General features: G+C 61.8%; 15 protein-coding genes. 12 read left to right on the forward strand and 3 right to left on the reverse strand.

Annotated elements, in window-relative coordinates:
• Positions 1-95: 95 nt before the first annotated feature.
• Both truB and rbfA read right to left on the reverse strand, forming a co-directional pair.
• On the reverse strand, positions 96-1025 hold the full coding sequence (truB, locus tag AC4CWH_RS15960; protein ID WP_491319501.1) for a tRNA pseudouridine(55) synthase TruB: 930 nt from the start codon (positions 1023-1025) through the stop codon (positions 96-98).
• Positions 1026-1031: 6 nt separating this feature from the next.
• On the reverse strand, positions 1032-1445 hold the full coding sequence (rbfA, locus tag AC4CWH_RS15965) for a 30S ribosome-binding factor RbfA (protein WP_491283034.1): 414 nt from the start codon (positions 1443-1445) through the stop codon (positions 1032-1034).
• 434 nt (positions 1446-1879) lie between these two features.
• On the opposite strand from rbfA, the gene AC4CWH_RS15970 reads away from it, so the two are divergent.
• The 3 genes from AC4CWH_RS15970 to AC4CWH_RS15980 all read left to right on the forward strand — a co-directional run bounded on the left by AC4CWH_RS15970 (position 1880) and on the right by AC4CWH_RS15980 (position 5016).
• Positions 1880-2965, forward strand: a complete 1086-nt coding sequence (locus AC4CWH_RS15970) for a DUF475 domain-containing protein (RefSeq protein WP_491283035.1) — start codon at positions 1880-1882, stop codon at positions 2963-2965.
• A gap of 65 nt (positions 2966-3030) precedes the next feature.
• Entirely contained in the window at positions 3031-4137 is a 1107-nt protein-coding gene (locus tag AC4CWH_RS15975) for an Ldh family oxidoreductase (protein ID WP_491319502.1), read from the forward strand.
• A gap of 120 nt (positions 4138-4257) precedes the next feature.
• Positions 4258-5016, forward strand: coding sequence for a siderophore-interacting protein (locus AC4CWH_RS15980; RefSeq protein WP_491319503.1), 759 nt, complete (start codon positions 4258-4260; stop codon positions 5014-5016).
• Between the two features lie 66 nt (positions 5017-5082).
• On the opposite strand, the gene AC4CWH_RS15985 is transcribed toward AC4CWH_RS15980, so the two are convergent.
• Positions 5083-6819, reverse strand: coding sequence for a chemotaxis protein (locus AC4CWH_RS15985; RefSeq protein WP_491319504.1), 1737 nt, complete (start codon positions 6817-6819; stop codon positions 5083-5085).
• A gap of 313 nt (positions 6820-7132) precedes the next feature.
• Here AC4CWH_RS15985 and AC4CWH_RS15990 point away from each other — a divergent pair, with 313 nt between their 5' ends.
• The 9 genes from AC4CWH_RS15990 to AC4CWH_RS16030 all read left to right on the forward strand — a co-directional run bounded on the left by AC4CWH_RS15990 (position 7133) and on the right by AC4CWH_RS16030 (position 17403).
• Complete coding sequence (locus AC4CWH_RS15990) at positions 7133-7462, forward strand: STAS domain-containing protein (RefSeq protein WP_491319505.1); 330 nt, start codon at positions 7133-7135, stop codon at positions 7460-7462.
• On the forward strand, positions 7459-7827 hold the full coding sequence (locus tag AC4CWH_RS15995) for a response regulator (protein ID WP_491319506.1): 369 nt from the start codon (positions 7459-7461) through the stop codon (positions 7825-7827). Before AC4CWH_RS15990 ends, AC4CWH_RS15995 begins: the two co-directional genes overlap by 4 nt.
• Entirely contained in the window at positions 7824-9848 is a 2025-nt protein-coding gene (locus tag AC4CWH_RS16000; RefSeq protein ID WP_491319507.1) for a chemotaxis protein CheA, read from the forward strand. Before AC4CWH_RS15995 ends, AC4CWH_RS16000 begins: the two co-directional genes overlap by 4 nt.
• A complete protein-coding gene (locus AC4CWH_RS16005) occupies positions 9845-10360 on the forward strand; it encodes a chemotaxis protein CheW (RefSeq protein WP_491319508.1) in 516 nt (171 codons plus the stop codon). The genes AC4CWH_RS16000 and AC4CWH_RS16005 overlap by 4 nt, the downstream gene beginning before the upstream one ends.
• A 20-nt stretch (positions 10361-10380) precedes the next feature.
• Positions 10381-12087 (forward strand): methyl-accepting chemotaxis protein, encoded by a 1707-nt coding sequence (locus AC4CWH_RS16010; RefSeq protein ID WP_491319509.1) that lies wholly within the window; start codon positions 10381-10383, stop codon positions 12085-12087.
• A gap of 89 nt (positions 12088-12176) precedes the next feature.
• Entirely contained in the window at positions 12177-14084 is a 1908-nt protein-coding gene (locus AC4CWH_RS16015; RefSeq protein WP_491319510.1) for a methyl-accepting chemotaxis protein, read from the forward strand.
• 141 nt (positions 14085-14225) lie between these two features.
• Positions 14226-16040 carry a methyl-accepting chemotaxis protein gene (locus AC4CWH_RS16020; RefSeq protein ID WP_491319511.1) on the forward strand — a complete coding sequence of 605 codons (1815 nt, stop codon included), beginning with the start codon at positions 14226-14228 and terminating at the stop codon, positions 16038-16040.
• Between the two features lie 4 nt (positions 16041-16044).
• Positions 16045-16533: a chemotaxis protein CheW gene (locus AC4CWH_RS16025; protein WP_491283045.1), complete on the forward strand. Its 489-nt coding sequence runs from the start codon at positions 16045-16047 to the stop codon at positions 16531-16533.
• Between the two features lie 12 nt (positions 16534-16545).
• A complete protein-coding gene (locus AC4CWH_RS16030) occupies positions 16546-17403 on the forward strand; it encodes a CheR family methyltransferase (RefSeq protein WP_491283046.1) in 858 nt (285 codons plus the stop codon).
• Positions 17404-17407 lie beyond the last annotated feature (4 nt).

Here is a 17407-nt window from a genome sequence, read left to right on the forward strand (position 1 = left end):
ATGAAGGCAAGAGTGCAAAATTAGCGCATCTCTAGCTGGCGGTGCCTATAAACCATTCGGCCCGCCTTGGGAAGAGGCATGTTTTTCAGGGCTTCTCAGCCGAAGACGCGCTTTGGCCGGAACTCGCCTTCGCCGATCTCGCCAATGGCGATCAGCTTGCCGCCGGCAAGCGCCACCGCTTCCGGTTCCGCCACCGGCGCATCGCGCCCGCGCAGAATGATCGGGTTGCCCATGCGCAGACGGTGCGCCTGATCGTCGGTGATGCGGATCTGCGGCAGCGCCGACAAGGCCTCGCTGGTATCGACCAGGAAAGCATCGAGTGCTGCCAGCCGCTCGTCGCGATCCTCGATGGCTTCGAGTGCGATGAGATCGGCCAGCGGCACCATCGTCTCTTCGGCAAACGGGGCCACATAAGAGCGGCGAAGCTCGGAGATATGGGCGTAACAACCGAGATCGCGACCGAAATCGCGCGCCAGCGAGCGCACATAGGTGCCCTTGCCACATTCCACTTCGAAGAAGGCGCGGTCGGTCTCTGCCTTCAGCAGCGTCAGGCGAAAAACTTCCACCTCGCGGGCTGGAATGTCCACCACCTCGCCGTCGCGCGCCAGATCATAGGCGCGTTCGCCAGCAATCTTGATGGCCGAGAACTGCGGCGGGATCTGGCTGATCGTGCCGGTATAATTGGTCAGGATTTCGCGGATCTGCTCTTCGGACGGGCGGTTGTCGGAGGAATGCGTGACATCGCCCTCCAGGTCGTCGGTTGCCCGCTCTTCGCCCCAGGTCACGGTGAATCCGTAGATCTTGCGGCCATCCATGACGTAGGGCACGGTCTTCGTCGCATCGCCAAGCGCAATCGGCAGCATGCCGGAGGCCAGCGGATCGAGCGTACCGGCGTGTCCCGCCTTCTGGGCGTTAAACAGCCACTTGATCTTGCCGACGGCTTCGGTCGAGCCGAAATCCACCGGCTTGTCGAGGATCAGCCAGCCGGAAATCGCCCGGCCCTTGGGTTTGCGAGGTTTGGACATGGATCTCTATTCTTGTTCGTCGTCACCGGCCTCGCGCCCGAGGTCACGGCTGACTTCCGGCGAGCGCAAAAGGGCGTCGATCTTTTTGTAATTGTCAAAACTGGTATCGTCGCGGAAGCGCACTTCCGGCATGTATTTCATCTGGCGCAGTTGGCCGCCGATGCGACCGCGGATGAACTTGGCATGGCGGTTCAGCGCCTCGATGATCTTGACATGATCGGCAACGCCAAGCGGCGTCACATAGGCTGTCGCCAGCTTCAGGTCTGTGGACATGCGCACTTCCGAGATCGAGATCACCGTCTTTTCGATGATGTCGTCGCGCACTTCGCCACGCTGGAGAACCTGGGTAATGGCGGCGCGGACCTGCTCGCCAACACGCAGCATCCGCTGCGACGGGGCGGAAGATGTGGGTTTGCTCATTGTTGTTTTTCTTTCCTTCGGGCCGTTTCAAGGCACGCATCATAACAGAAACGCGGTCGAATGGCGCGGGCAGGCGTGCTCCATGCCCTGCCAATGTCAAAAGGTCAAGGTGACGAGGCGCAAGGCTTCAAGGCAAGTGCAGGCGCTTCAGGCCCGCAGACAGGCTGCCGGCATTGTTTTTAGGCTCTTGACGTTTGCCCGGAATTGGCCACTTTTAGTCCTGTCTCCCCACGCCAGTTGCGCCTGGGGACGGAACACTGGTGCCGGGCCCCTCTGGCGAGAGTTTTACGGCGCTCTCGCGATGTCGGTACCGCCTGCAAAAAAGCCGGCGGATTGAACCCCATGAAATCTCTCAACATCCGAATTCCGGATGCCGCTCACCGCGCGCACCCGCTTTTTGCTGATCCGCGTTCTCTCCTTCTGGAGGTGCGCGCATGAGCCAGCCCCAAAGCTCCACCCTCGGTTATTTCCGCTGGGCCTTCATCGTTACCATTATCGGCCTCATCCTCGGCGGCGTACTGGGTTGGCAGTCGAGCGGCACGATCAGCGGCATGCTGACCGTGTTTTTCATCTGTGCGGTCCTTGCCGTTCTGGAAATCTCGCTGTCCTTCGACAATGCCATCGTCAACGCCAACAAGCTGAAGGACATGACGCCGGTCTGGCAGCAGCGATTCCTCACCTGGGGCATCCTGATTGCCGTCTTCGGCATGCGCATCGTCTTCCCGCTGCTGATCGTCGTTATCGCCGCCGGCATCGGCCCGATCGACGCCATCATTCTGGCGGCGGCCAAGCCGGAAGAATATGCCCGCATCATGAACGATGCGCATCTGCCGATCGCAGCCTTCGGCGGCACCTTCCTGATGATGGTCGGCCTCACCTTCTTCTTCAATCATGAGAAGGACGTGCACTGGATCGAGGTGCTGGAAAGCCGCGTTGCGCGCTTTTCCTCCATCAAGGGCATCGAGATTGCCTTCGTGCTTCTGCTGATCATGCTGTTCTCGCAGCTTCTGCCGGAAGCCGATGCTTCGACCTTCGTGCATTCGGCGGTCTACGGCCTTTTGACCTTCCTTCTCGTGGAAGTTCTGGGCGGTGTGCTGGATGCCTCGCAAAAGACCATGAGCGAAGCGGCCAAGGGTGGTCTCGGCGCCTTCATCTATCTGGAAGTGCTCGACGCCAGCTTCTCCTTCGACGGCGTGATCGGCGCGTTTGCGCTGACGCAGAACCTGTTCATCATCGCCATCGGCCTTGGCATCGGGGCAATGTATGTGCGTTCGATGACCATCATGCTGGTGGAGAAGGGAACGCTTGCCGAATACCGCTACCTGGAACACGGCGCCTTCTATGCCATCCTGATCCTCTCGGTCATCATGTACGTCCAGACGCTGTTCCATATTCCGGAAGTCATTACCGGTCTTGGCGGCGCAGGCCTCATCGGCCTCTCGCTCTGGTCATCCATCCGCCACAACCGTAAGGAACAGGCCCGCGAAGACCATGCGGAGTTGAGCAGCAGCCACATCTGACGCACACTGCAAGAAAGACGACGACAGGCCCTTCGGGGCCTGTCCTGTTTATGGGAGGAGACAACATGACAAAAACCGATCATGCGGCCGTGAAACTGGCGCCGCTGGACACCATGGCCGACTATAGCCGGGCCATCCTCAGGGCTGCAGGTGCCGATGAGGCAACCGCCGAGGCTGCGACGCGCGCCATGCTGCATGCCTCGCGGCTTGGCGTCGACAGCCACGGCATCCGGCTTCTCGCCCATTACGTCACCGTCATCGAACACGGCCGCGTCAATGGCCGGCCTGACATGCATTTTTCCGGTGAAGGCGGCGCGGTTGCCGTGCTTGAGGCCGACAATGCCCATGGCGCACGCGCCACCTATCACGCGATGGACAAGGCAACAGCCCTTGCCGACCGCTTCGGCATCGGTGCCGTCTCCATCCGCAACAGCTCGCATTTCGGCGCGGCAGGCGCCTACGCGCTCGATGCCGCAAACCGCGGTTTTATCGGACTTGCCGTGTGCAATTCCGACAGCTTTGTGCGGCTGCACAACGGTGCCATGCGCTTTCACGGCACCAATCCGATCGCATTTGGCGTTCCGGTGGCCGGACAACAGCCCTGGCTTCTCGACATGGCAACGAGCGCCATCCCCTATAACCGGGTGAAGCTTTACGAAAGTCTTGGCGTGTCGGTTCCGGCAGGCGTTGCCTCGGATGCCCAGGGCCATGATACGAACGAGCCGCAAAAGGCCGAGATGCTGGCCCCTCTCGGCGGCGCCTTCGGCTTCAAGGGAGCAGCCCTTGCCGGTCTCGTGGAGATCCTGAGTGCCGTTCTCTCCGGCATGAAGCTGAGCTTCGATATCTTGCCGATGGGCGGGCCGGATCTGTCGACACCGCGCGGGCTTGGCGCCTTCGTGCTGGCGCTCAAACCTTCCGCCTTTCTCGACGAGAAAACCTTTGACGCCGGCATGAAACATTATCTCGAAAGCCTGCGCCAATCGCCCGCCCGTGCTGATAGCATGAGCGATGCCGGCGCTGATACGCATGTGATGGCGCCCGGCGACCGCGAATGGAGCGTGGCTGAGGCGCGCGAGCGCGAAGGCATTCCGCTGGATCCGGCAACGCAGGAGGCGTTTCGCGGGTTTACCGTGCGTTATGGCATTGCCCTGCCCTTTGCCGATCAGGCGTGACGGCGCTACAGAAGCATCCGGCACGATAAAACATGACTTTAATTTGAAGGTATAACGCGCTATCGGTTGAGCCAAAGCCGCAGCAGCAATGGTGCGGCGACACCGAAAAGGATTTACTTCATGGACCAGCCTGTTTCCACGACCACCGAACCGCCCCGCCAGCGTCCGAACCTGCCCTCCTGGACACTGACCGTCATGGACGCCTTCGATCTGTCGCCCAAAATGCGCCGCGTGCTTCTGGCCCCGGATCGGATCGAGGAATTCGCCTACAAGCCGGGACAGGACATCGTGTTTTTCCTGCCGCTGGACAATGGCGAACTGGGCCGTCGTCATTACACCATTCGGGCGCTCGACCGGGCAACGGGCACGATCGCGGTGGATTTCGTCATGCATGGCGATACCGTCGGCCCGCGTTTTGCACGTGCTGCCAAGGCCGGCGATACGGTCGAGGTGAAGGGCCCGCGCGGACGCATCGTGTTCAACGAGGCGGCCGACTGGCATCTTCTGACCGGCGATGAAACCTGCATTCCGGGCATTCTGCACATTCTGGAAACCATGCCCGCCACCGCCCGCGCCTTCGCTTTCATCGAGGTTCAGGATGAAAGCTGGCATCAGCCGGTCGAAACGTCGAGCCAGGCCGTTGTCGAGTGGATCTATCGCGGAGACATTCCAGCCGGCCCGAGCAGCGTCATGCTGGACCGCCTCAGTACCTTTGCCCTGCCGGACGGGCGCGGCCAGGCGCTGATCATCGGTGAAACGAGCAATGTACGCGCCCAGCGCCACCACCTGATCGAGCGCGGGCTTTCCCGCGAACAGATCGCCTCGGAAGGTTACTGGCGTCCGGGCCGCAATGGCGGCCACGACCACGTGGACGACTGATATTCCGTTTGCATCGGCCCAACCGTCGACAAGACGGTTTTGGGCCGATGGTCCGGGTTGAAGGCGCTAGAACAACGCGTCATCCAGATCGTCGTCGGAGAGCACGGTGAGCGGCGCTTCCTGCGGAAGTTCGGTGCCGAGTATCTGGGCGTGCAGTTCCCGCTCGGTTGCCATCGTATAAGTCTTGGCGATCCTCGGCCCGATCGTGGCAAGCGCCTCTTCAAGACCTGACGCGGACAGATCCTGCTGCGGGTCAAAGGCAATATCTTCAGCGCAGGCGCGCAGGATGGCGCCGAGTTCGGCGTGGAAATCCAGGCGTGCCAGCGAGGCATTCATGGCATCGACACCGGCGCGACCGTCCTCGGCCATGACCTTCAGATCCGCATCCATGCCGTCGCCGACGGCGCGGATGCGGGCAAGCGCCCGTTCCAGCCGCGCATCGAGATGTTCTTCATCCGAGAGCGCCTGCGGATCGCTGAGCAGCTTCTGCGCGGCATTTTCAAGCCCATGCAGTTCGGCCAGGATCTTTTCCGCCGCCTCGTCCAGATGGCCGGCAAAGACGCGCAGTTCGGCCGTCACGACATTGATCGCCTTGCCCGCTTCACCGATCTTGCCGCAGCGCAGGTTGGTGTTGAGCGCCATGTAGTGAATATCGCCGCGCACCACCTGCACAAGGCTGATGCCATCCAGGAGATCGCGCACGGTGCCAACCGTGGTGCGGCTGAGATTGGCGGCGGCATGCGCTACCGTGTCGATTTCCGTTACCGCCGCGCGGGCTTCCGAAACGCCCTGTTCCAGTTCGCGCAGCGCATTGGTCGATTGTCCCTCGCCCTCGCCCATCATCGACTGCTGGATCTGGGTAATCTCCACGAGATCCTGGCGGAAGCTGGCGATCGTTTCGACGATCTTCTTGGTGTCGCGGTCGAAATCGCCGCGCGTCTGGTCAAGCTGCAACGAAACGAGGCGGCGAATGATGGCAGACAGGCGCGCGCGTTGCTCTTCGCTGAGGCCTGCCGATTCGGGCGATGCCAGATAGTCTTCGAGGATCTCGAAGCTCGACTGGCAGTGCTCGACACGCTGGCGGGTGATGTCGCCGACCTGCATGGCCGACAGTGTCGAGGCAAGCTTGTTCTGGATGCCGCGCGCAATGGCACGCACCTTGTCGGCCCGTTCGGCCAGATGGCGACGCTGGTCACGGATCTGGTCGACGCCAACCGAGAGGCTGGCGACGATCTTCGGCACCGTCTGGCCATAACGCAGCAGAATGGCATCGCCCTTGACGATGACGGGCGCAAGCCCGGCACCGAGATCGCGCAGCTTGTCAGAAAAACTGTTGACCTGCTGGGCGCCTTCCTGGATGCGCTGAAGGATTTCCTCGGCAAATCCGGCGAAATCATCGATGCCGGCGCCGGTGATCTTTGCGGTGACGGCAAACGTGCGCAGGTAGCGCAACGTTTCCTGCATGCTGGTCACGTGGGGGCGTAAAACCCGTTCGGTGGAGGAGATTTCGCGGAAGCGAACCTGGCGATCGCCTTCCGCCGCCGTCAGCCGTGACAGCGCCGTCACGGTGGTGTTGAGCTCCTCCATCGTTGCCTTCGCCGTCCCCTCGTCCAGGGAGCCGGTGAGATTGTCGAGGGAGCCGATCATCTTGTTGAGGATATCGAGAACCGAAAGCAGCACGCCGCCGCCATCCAGGAACCGCTGCTCGATGCGCGAGCGAGCTTCCTCCATCCGATCGACGGTATGCCGGGCGCTGTTGCCCCTGAAGACCGAGACCTGTTTCGCCGCTGCTGACAATGCCACTACACCCTTCTTTCACCATCAAAGAATTCCGCTGAACGGCCTGACAGGAACCCGCTTCACGCAGGCGCCGGAAAGCCGATGAAAGGTCTGCTTGCGGCGCGTTTCCTGTTTTGATGCCTCGGCGTTAACAGGCACAAAATCGACGTTTAGTTTCGAATAGATTGGTTAATTTTCCAGGCGAGCCCGCGTGCGGGAAACGATGATGAATCTTTCCACATCATAACTAGTACCGGCAAATTAGGGGTTCATTAATCGCCCGGGAGGAGCTTTCGAGGGCAAATTGCACCAATCACTAGAAAACGAGGAGGCCTTGATGCTTTCCGACACGGCTGCCTCCTTCACGATCACCTTTCCCGACACATTGACGATCAGAAACATTTCGTCTGTTCGGGACGATTTACTGCAAGCCATTCAAGAACAAGACAACGTCATCGTCCAATTGCCGGCCGATGTGCAGGCAGACCTGAGCTTCCTGCAGCTGATGGAATCGGCGCGAATCTATGCCGGGACTGCCGGCAAGCGGCTGGGCCTGGAACGACCTGTCGAAGGACGGCTCCTCGACCTTTTGAAGCGAGCGGGTTTTGCCGAGGACATGTCCGCGGGCGATGCCGGATTTTGGTTACATCAAGGGGAAATTCAATGACTGCCAGCATCCTGACCGTGGATGATTCCGCCAGTATCCGTCTCACCACGCGCGTTGCCCTGTCCAACGCCGGTTACAAGGTGACCGAGGCCGTGGACGGCAATGACGGCATCACCAAGCTCAAGGGCGGACAATACGATCTGATCGTCACCGACCTCAACATGCCCGGCATGGACGGGCTGACGATGATCCGCGAACTGCGGAAATTGCCCGCCCATATGGGCGTTCCCGTCATTTTCCTCACCACCGAATCCGATGCCGCGATCAAGCAGCAGGCCAAGGCCGCCGGCGCGACCGGCTGGCTGACCAAGCCTTTCGATCCGGAAAGCCTGGTGAAGATTGTCAGAAAGGTCCTTGGCCGATGAGTTTTCCAGATCCAATAGCCGTTTTCAGAACCGAGGCGGCCGAGCTGCTCGAGCAGATCGAGACCGGTCTACTGGATCTGAACCATGACCTGGCCGACAAGGAGCAGGTGGACGCGGTGTTTCGCGGCCTGCACACGTTGAAGGGGTCCGGGGCCATGTTCGGCTTCGAGGCCCTTGCCGCGTTTACCCACCACTGCGAGACCGCCTTCGATCAGGTGCGCAAGGGCATCGTGCCGGCAACCCATGATCTGGTGACCGCCGTTCTCGGCGCAACCGACCACATGCGCGCGCTGGTTGAAACGCCGAATGGCGATTATGAAGCGGCAAGCGAAGTGCTGCTGGCCGGCCTTCGCGCCGCCGTTGCCGCCGCAGCCGATCCCTCGCATGCGCCGGAAACGGTAGCGCCCGCAAAGGCAACCGGCTACCGCATCCGCTTCAGCCTGCCGGCCAATGCCATGGCCAATGGCACCAATCCGCTCGGCCTTCTCGACGAGCTTGCCGAACTCGGCACCTGCCGCATCCGCGCCGACAAATCCGACATCCCCTCGCTCGACATGCTTGTGGCCACCGACCTGCATGTGCGCTGGGACCTGGAACTGGTGACGGACAAACCGCGCTCAGACATCGAGGACGTGTTCATCTTCGTGATGGACGAAATGCAGCTCGAGATCGAGGCCCTCGATGGGACGGCCGCAGCGCCCGCAGTGGCAGAGGCAGTTGCAGCCCCCACGCCATCTGCCGCACCCGTTGCCGCAGCGCCGGCTCCTGTCCCGGCCCCCGCCCGCGCGCCCGCACAGCCAACACCGCCGGCCGAGCCGCGCCAGAACGAGGCGAAGCAGGCAAAATCGGCCGAAAACGTCCGTGTTCCCGCCGAACGCCTGGACGAGCTGATGGACCGCGTCGGCGAACTGGTGATTGCCCAGTCGCGGCTCAGCCAGCTTGCCAATTCCAGCGCCGACCTGCAGCTGCGCGCCGTCTCGGAAGACGTGGAGCGCCTGTCGGGCGAGCTGCGCGACACGATGATGGTGCTGCGCATGGTGCCTGTTGCGCATCTCTTCAGCCGCTTCCGCCGCCTTGTGCATGATCTTGCCATCGAAACCGGCAAGAAGATCGAGCTGATCACCGAGGGCGAAAGCACCGAGGTGGACAAGAGCGTCGTCGAGCGCCTGGCCGATCCGCTGGTGCATCTGGTGCGCAATTCCTGTGACCATGGACTTGAAACACCGGAAGAGCGCATCGCCGCCGGAAAACCCGCCGCCGGTCGCATTTATCTCACCGCCCGCCAGCAGGCCGGCGAAGTCATCATCACCATCCGCGACGATGGCCGCGGCATCAACCGCGAGCGCGTGCGCGCCAAGGCGGAAGCCTCCGGCCTGATTGCCCCGAGCGCCAACCTCAGCGACCAGGACCTGTTGCAACTGATCTTTCAGCCGGGCTTTTCCACCGCCCAGCAGGTCACGAACCTGTCTGGCCGCGGCGTCGGCATGGACGTGGTCAAGCGCACGATAGACGCGCTGCGTGGCACGATCAATGTCGCGAGCCAGAACGGCGAAGGCTCCAACATCTCGCTCGCCATCCCGCTGACGCTTGCCATCATCGATGGTCTTCTGGTGCGCGTCGGCAATGGCCGCTACGTCATTCCGCTCTCGGCCGTTGAGGAATGCCTGGAGCTGTCCCTCGACGAGGACATGCGCTCGCGTGGCCGCTCCTTCATTTCGCTGCGCGACAGCCTCGTGCCGTTCATCCGCCTGCGTGATCTCTTCCGCACCGGCACAAAGCCCGATCCCTTCCAGAAGGTCGTGGTCATCTCCACCGGTTCCGAGCGGGTGGGCCTCGTCGTCGACCAGATCATCGGCGACCACCAGACCGTCATCAAGGGCATGTCGAAGCTGCATCACGACGTGGACACCTTCTCGGGTGCCACGATCCTCGGCGACGGCGGTGTCGCTCTCATTCTCGACGTCGGCCATCTGGTCACCGAAGGACAGCAACAGGAGGCGCATTTGCGCGCTGCAGGATGACCCAAGCCCAGAGAAAAATGCCTGACGATCTGTGGAACGGCCGCGCGGAAGTCGAGGTACTGACCTTCGACATCGCCGGCGAAATGTTTGCGCTGGAGGCCGTCAGGGTTCAGGAAATCCTCGATCTCCTGCCGGAAACCACGGTTCCCGGTGCAAAACCCTTCGTCGGAAGCGTCATCAACTTTCGCGGCAAGGTCATTCCGCTCGCCGATATCCGGCTGGCCTTCGGCATGGAAGCGACAAAGCCGACGATCGACAGCCGCATCATCGTGATCGAACTCGACATCGACGACGAGCCAACGCTGACGGGGCTGCGCACCGACAAGGTGAACGAGGTGACCACGCTCACAAAAACGGCCGCCGAGCCGCCGCCGAGCGTGGGCATGCGCTGGCGCCCGGATTTCATTGATTGCCTGGTGCGACGTGGTGGTGAATTCATCATCATTCCCAACCTGCACACCATTTTTTCGGCTCAACAAGAGCGGCCGACAACCCAGCCGTCGCAAGCGTAGGGCTGCAAAGGAGATTTCAGATGCGTGCCTCCATCAAATTAAAACTCACTCTGTCCTTCGGGTTCGTGATCCTCATGCTGGTTGCAACGGCAACCCTTGGCATCATCAGCCTTGGTAGCCTGAACGATCGGCTGGAAGGCGTGGTGGAAGGCCCCGCAGAGCGCCTGCAACTGGCTCTCGAGCTGGATGTCTACCAGCTTCAGCAGCTTCGCCAGCAAAAGAACATGCTGCTTGCCCCGAACCCGGAGGCCGCACGCGAATATGCCGGGCGCATCGACACTTACCGCCAGGAATTCGACAAGAATTTTAGCGCCGTCATGCTGAAGGCCACCGAGCAGGGCAAGGTCATCTGGAACAAGCTGCAGGGCCTTACCGGACAGTATCGCCAGCAGGACGACCGGATCCGCGCCTTCGTCATGGCCGGTGACCAGCCTTCGGCTCTCAAGATTTCCACGACAGACAACCGGGCAACCGCAGCCGAGATCGACACGCTTCTGGAAGAGGTCGTGGCGCTGGAAGTATCCCGCCTTGGCCAGGCCAAGACCGAAGCCCATGACGATTATCTCCAGACCCGCACGATCATGCTGGCTGTCACCGGTACTGCTCTTCTGGTGGCCCTTATTGCTGCCTTCTGGATTGCGACCTCCATCAACCGCGGCCTGCGCAATGCCGTCAGCTCCGTCCAGGACGTGGCGAATGGCGACCTGACCAAGCTTGCCCCCATCACCACCCGTGACGAGATCGGCGATCTCCTCGGCTACGTCAACACCATGATCGAGCGCCTGCGCGGTGTCGTCGGCGATGCGCTTTCCGCCTCCGACAATGTCTCGTCGGGCAGCCAGGAACTTTCGGCAAGCTCCGAACAGCTGTCGCAGGGCGCCACCGAACAGGCGTCTGCCGCCGAAGAGGCATCCGCCTCGATGGAACAGATGGCGGCCAACATCAAGCAGAACGCCGATAACGCCGCCCAGACGGAAAAGATCGCCCGCCAGTCCTCGCGCGATGCAGAAGCGTCGGGCCAGGCCGTGACCCGTGCCGTCGGCGCCATGCGCACGATTGCCGAAAAGATCTCCATCGTGCAGGAAATTGCCCGCCAGACCGATCTGCTCGCCTTGAACGCTGCCGTTGAAGCCGCCCGCGCCGGCGAACACGGCAAGGGTTTTGCTGTCGTCGCCTCCGAAGTCCGAAAGCTTGCCGAACGCAGCCAGGCAGCCGCCGCTGAAATCTCGGCCCTTTCCGGCGATACTGTGCAGGTTGCAACCGATGCCGGCGAGATGCTGAGCCGGCTTGTGCCCGATATCCAGAAGACGGCGGAACTGATCTCTGAAATCTCGGCCGCCTGCCGCGAACAGGATATCGGCGCCTCCCAGATCAACGAGGCGATCCAGCAGCTCGACAAGGTCACCCAGCAGAACGCCGGCGCTTCCGAGCAGATGTCTGCGACTTCTGAAGAGCTGGCCGCCCAGGCCGAAGAACTGCAGGCCTCCATCGCCTTCTTCCGGGTGGATGGCGCCAGCCACAAAACCACGGCACGCCCGGCACCGGCCGCGGCCCAGCGTAGCGCCAAGGCTGGCACTCCGTCCAGATCCGCCAAGCCCGCACAGACGCAAGGGCGCTCGCAGAACAATTCGGTGTCAGGCCAGCAGGCCCGCGCCAAGGGTTTTGCGCTCGACATGTCGATGGGTGGCCCCGATGACGACGACCACGATTTTCGCCAGAGCGCCTGAGGCGCTCCGGCAGACCCCAATGCTGCGACAGATCCCGACCGCCAACGGGTGATCTGAAGCGACCCTATGCCTCACGAGGAAACGCTGTCATGCGGATAACGATCAAGACCAAGCTAACCGCTACATTTGGGCTCCTGCTGTCGTTGATGCTGGCGATGGGAAGCTATGGCATCTATGCGATCGACGATGCGGGCGAAACGCTTCATCACACCTTGACCGGTCCCGTCGCGCGTCAGGCGAACGCGCTGACCATGACCAATCTGCAGCTGAGGATCGCGCGCAGCCAGTTGGCGCTGGTGGAGGCAAAGAGTGCAGACGATGCCTCAAACCTGATCCGCACCAGCGATGCGGATCGCCAGGAATTGCTGAAGGCGGCCGAATGGGCGGCAAACGCTGCCGAAACCGATGCCGGCAGAAAAGCCTATGCCGACATCTTACTGATCCTTCGCGAGCTTTTCCGGATCGACGACCAGCTGCGCGTGCTTGTCAGGACGGGCAATGGGGAGCAGGCGCTCCAGCTGGCAAAAGGCGAAAGCGGCGCGCTGATGGGGCAGATCGAGACGCTGCTCCAGGCACGCCTTGCCAACAACACCAGCCAGATGCAGCAAGCGGAAGCCCACGCCTCGGCAACACGGGAGATGACGCAGCTTGTCGTGGGTGTCGGCCTTGCCGCAGCCCTTCTGGTGGGGTCGCTGGCCGCGTTTCTCATCCTGCGTGGCATCGGCCGGGGACTCGGCGCGGTACAGAAGGCCACCAGCGCAGTGGCGCTTGGCGACCTCGACCAGGAAATCAGGCTCACCGGCAATGACGAGATCAAGGATGTCGTCGATACCGTCAACAGGATGGCCGCAAACCTTCGCCAGACGGCGGGAATTGCCAGCCGTGTCGCAACCGGCGATATCAAGGTGACCGTAACACCGTTGTCCGACAAGGATACGCTCGGCAATTCCATGCGCGACATGGTGGACTATCTGCGCGCAACCGCCGATCTTGCGGAAAGCATCGCAAGCGGCGACCTGACCACCGATGCGCGACGCCAGTCGAAGGATGACGTGCTGGGTTTGGCGCTGGAATCCATGGTCGAGCGTCTGCGCGGTGTGGTTGGCGATGCACTGGCCGCCTCCGACAACGTCTCGTCGGGCAGCCAGGAACTGTCGGCCGGTTCCGAACAGCTGTCGCAGGGCGCAACCGAACAGGCCGCTGCTGCTGAAGAAGCCTCTGCCTCGATGGAGCAGATGGCCGCCAATATCAAGCAGAACGCCGATAACGCCGCGCAGACGGAAAAGATCGCTCGCCAGTCCTCGCGCGATGCCGAAACATCGGGCAAGGCCGTGTCGCGGGCGGTCAGTGCGATGCGCACGATCGCCGAGAAGATCTCCATCGTGCAGGAAATTGCCCGCCAGACCGATCTGCTTGCCCTGAACGCTGCTGTGGAAGCTGCGCGTGCCGGCGAACACGGCAAGGGTTTTGCCGTCGTTGCCTCCGAGGTCAGAAAGCTTGCCGAGCGCAGCCAGGCGGCAGCGGCCGAAATCTCCTCCCTCTCGGGCGACACAGTTCAGGTGGCAACGGAGGCCGGGGAGATGCTGAACCGGCTTGTTCCCGATATCCAGAAAACCGCAGACCTGGTGTCGGAAATCTCGGCCGCCTGCCGTGAACAGGATATCGGCTCCTCACAGATCAACGAGGCCATCCAGCAACTCGACAAGGTCATCCAGCAGAATGCCGGCGCATCCGAGCAGATGTCGGCGACATCGGAAGAGCTGGCAGCGCAGGCCGAGGAGTTGCAGGCCTCCATCGCCTTCTTCCGCGTCGAGCGCGCAAACATCCGTCAGCGGCCGACAGCGGCCGCGGAACCGACACGCCAGACGAAGCCTAAAACCGCAACCGCCAAACGGCAGACAGTTTCAACCCAGCTTTCGCGTGCAAAAGGCTTTGCACTCGATATGTCGATGGGCGGCCCTGACGATGACGATGCGGACTTCCAGAAAAGTGCCTGAGTGAACGTTCGGCTTACGCCGAAAAACGGTCCAGCGCATGCAGGCGCTGGAAGACGCCCGGGGGACGGGCCGCAGAAGGGTGAATGCACTCGGTCTTCTGCATCATAGCCCGCAAGACGCGGGGGATTACTAGAGGATATGATGCGGTTCACCATCAAACTGAAATTGACGCTGATCTTCGGGCTCATTCTGCTCGCGATGTCGGGCATGGCAACCCTTGCGATCACCAACCTGTCGAGCCTGAACTCGGCCATCACCGATATCGTCGATGGACCGGCCGAAAACCTGCGCAATTCCAGCGATCTTTCCGACACGGTCTATCTTTCGATCCGCGCCGAGAAGAACGCGATCCTCAACACCGATCCCGCGCAGATCAGCGCCTATTTCCGCGAGGTCGAGGACGCCCGCGCCCGGATCCAGACGCTGCTCACTGCGCTTGATGCGGAAAAGGCCGACGCCATTCGCGCGAAGGTCGCCGAATTCCGCGCGGCCTATCCCAACTGGCTGCAATTGCAGGACCAGATCCTGGCACTGGCCCGGGAAAACACCACGGCGTCCAACACACGCGCCGGCGAGGTTTCCATGGGCGAAGGCGCAAAGATCACCGCTGTCCTGCTGCAGGCGCTTGGTGGCCTGAACGAGGCGATTGCCAAGGATCTTGCCGCAACGGATGCCGCCACCAACGCGCAATATGATGCGTCAAAGAGCCTGCTGCTCGGTATCGTTGCCGCGACCATTCTTCTATCGGCTGTCGCAGCCATCTGGATTTCCCTCAACATCAGCCGCGGCCTGCGCCGCGCGGTGGACCTTGCCGACGCAGTGGCCATCGGCGACCTCAACCGGGATGTGAACCACGCGGCGAACGATGAAATCCGCGACCTCGTCACCTCCATGAAGACCATGACGAGCAATCTGCGCAACACCGCAGACATTGCCGATCAGATTGCCAACGGCAACCTCACCGTCTCGCCAAAACCGCTGTCCGACAAGGATACGCTGGGCAAGGCGCTGGAGAGCATGGTGGCGCGCCTGCGCGGCGTCGTCGGCGATGCGCTCGCTGCCGGTGACAACGTCTCGTCGGGCAGCCAGGAACTGTCGGCAAGCTCCGAACAACTGTCGCAAGGCGCGACCGAACAGGCGTCCGCTGCCGAAGAAGCCTCGGCTGCCATGGAACAGATGGCGGCCAACATCAAGCAGAACGCCGATAACGCCGCCCAGACGGAAAAGATCGCCCGCCAGTCCTCGCGTGATGCCGAAGCCTCGGGCCAGGCCGTCACCCGCGCCGTCGGTGCCATGCGCACGATTGCCGAAAAGATCTCCATCGTGCAGGAAATCGCCCGCCAGACCGATCTGCTCGCCCTGAACGCCGCTGTGGAAGCAGCGCGTGCCGGCGAACACGGCAAGGGTTTTGCCGTCGTCGCCTCGGAAGTCCGAAAGCTCGCCGAACGCAGCCAGGCAGCAGCCGCTGAAATCTCGGCTCTGTCGGGTGACACGGTTCAGGTGGCAACGGATGCCGGCGAGATGCTGAGCCGGCTTGTGCCCGACATCCAGAAGACGGCGGAACTGATCTCGGAAATCTCCGCTGCCTGCCGCGAACAGGATATCGGCGCCTCCCAGATCAACGAAGCGATCCAGCAGCTCGACAAGGTGACCCAGCAGAACGCCGGCGCCTCCGAGCAGATGTCTGCGACTTCTGAAGAGCTGGCCGCCCAGGCCGAAGAACTGCAGGCCTCCATCGCCTTCTTCAAGGTGGAGCAGAGCGGTGGCGGCCGTCGGGCACCGGCACGTACACCGTCAAAGCCGATGTCCTCGCAGGCGCATAAGGCAAAACCTGTCCATCGCCCGACCAATGCCCAGTCCGTTGCGGCCCAGCAGGCGCGCGCCAAGGGTTTTGCGCTCGACATGTCGATGGGCGGCCCGGACGAAGATGATGCCGATTTCAGGGAAAGCGCGTAAAACCATGGCGACACCTTCAGAAGCCCAGTTCGTGACCTTCAGTCTCGGTGAGGAGATCTTCGCCGTGCCGGTCGAAGTGGTCCGGGAGATCCTGGACCATGAGGAGCCGTTCAAGATCCCCCATGGCCCCGACTATCTGCTGGGGCTGCGGGATGTCCGCGGCCAGGGCGTTCCGGTGATTGACCTGCGCCTGCGGCTCGGCCTCAGCCGCACGGAAAAAACGCCGCATACGCGCATCCTGGTTCTCGACGTTCCCGTCGGCAACAAGGTGCTCGTGCTCGGCCTTGTGGCGGATCGCGTCTACGAAGTCGTGCCGTTCCAGCGTGAGCAGATCGAAGCGGCACCGGATATCGGCATTCGCTGGCGCTCCGATTACATCTCGGGCGTCGTGCGACGCAACGGCGGTTTCGTGGTCATCATCGATCTCGCCCGCCTGTTTTCAGACCAGAGCCACGCGCTTGACGGGGTGACCTCTGCCCTGCAAGTGGCGTGACGGGAGACGATTTTGGCACCTGCCTCGGGACTTGCACGCCAACCGCTCGATGACCACCTGAGCAAGCGGAATTTCGAACGGCTGGCGAAATACATTTATGATTACAGTGGCATCAAGATGCCGGTCACCAAGGTGACGATGCTGGAGGGGCGTCTGCGCCGACGGCTGCGCGTCACCGGCATCGCAACCTTCGACGACTATTGCGATCATCTTTTCAATCACGATGGCCTCGAAACCGAACAGGTCTACCTGATCGATGCGGTGACCACCAACAAGACGGACTTTTTCCGCGAACCGAAGCATTTCGATTATCTGACCCGCTCTGTGGTGCCGGAACTTCTGAAGGCCGGCGAAACGATGATCCGCGCCTGGAGTTCCGCCTGTTCGACGGGCGCCGAACCCTATACGATGGCCATGGTGCTCTCCGAATGCCTTGGCCAGAAGCAGGGCGCTGACTTCCGTATCATTGCCACCGATCTCTCCACCGACGTGCTGCACACCGCGCGCCGGGCAATCTATTCCAGCGAGATCGTCAGCCCCGTCTCCAAGGAGATGCGCCGAAAATACATCATGCAGGCCGTGGATCCGCGCCGCGACGAGGTGCGTATTGCCCCGGTGCTGCGTCAGCGGGTCGGCTTCGGACGTCTGAACCTGATGGACGACGCCTATGCGATCAAGGACATGCAGCACGTGATCTTCTGCCGCAACGTGCTGATCTATTTCGATAAACCAACACAGCAGCACGTCCTGAGCCGGCTATGCGACTGCCTGCTTCCGGGCGGCTACCTGTTCATCGGCCATTCGGAAACGGCAACCGGCTTCAATCTGCCGATCAGGCAGGTGGCCAATACTGTGTTCAAGCGAGTGTGAGCCA

The sequence above is a fragment of the Neorhizobium sp. PAMB6716 genome, assembly GCF_058242805.1.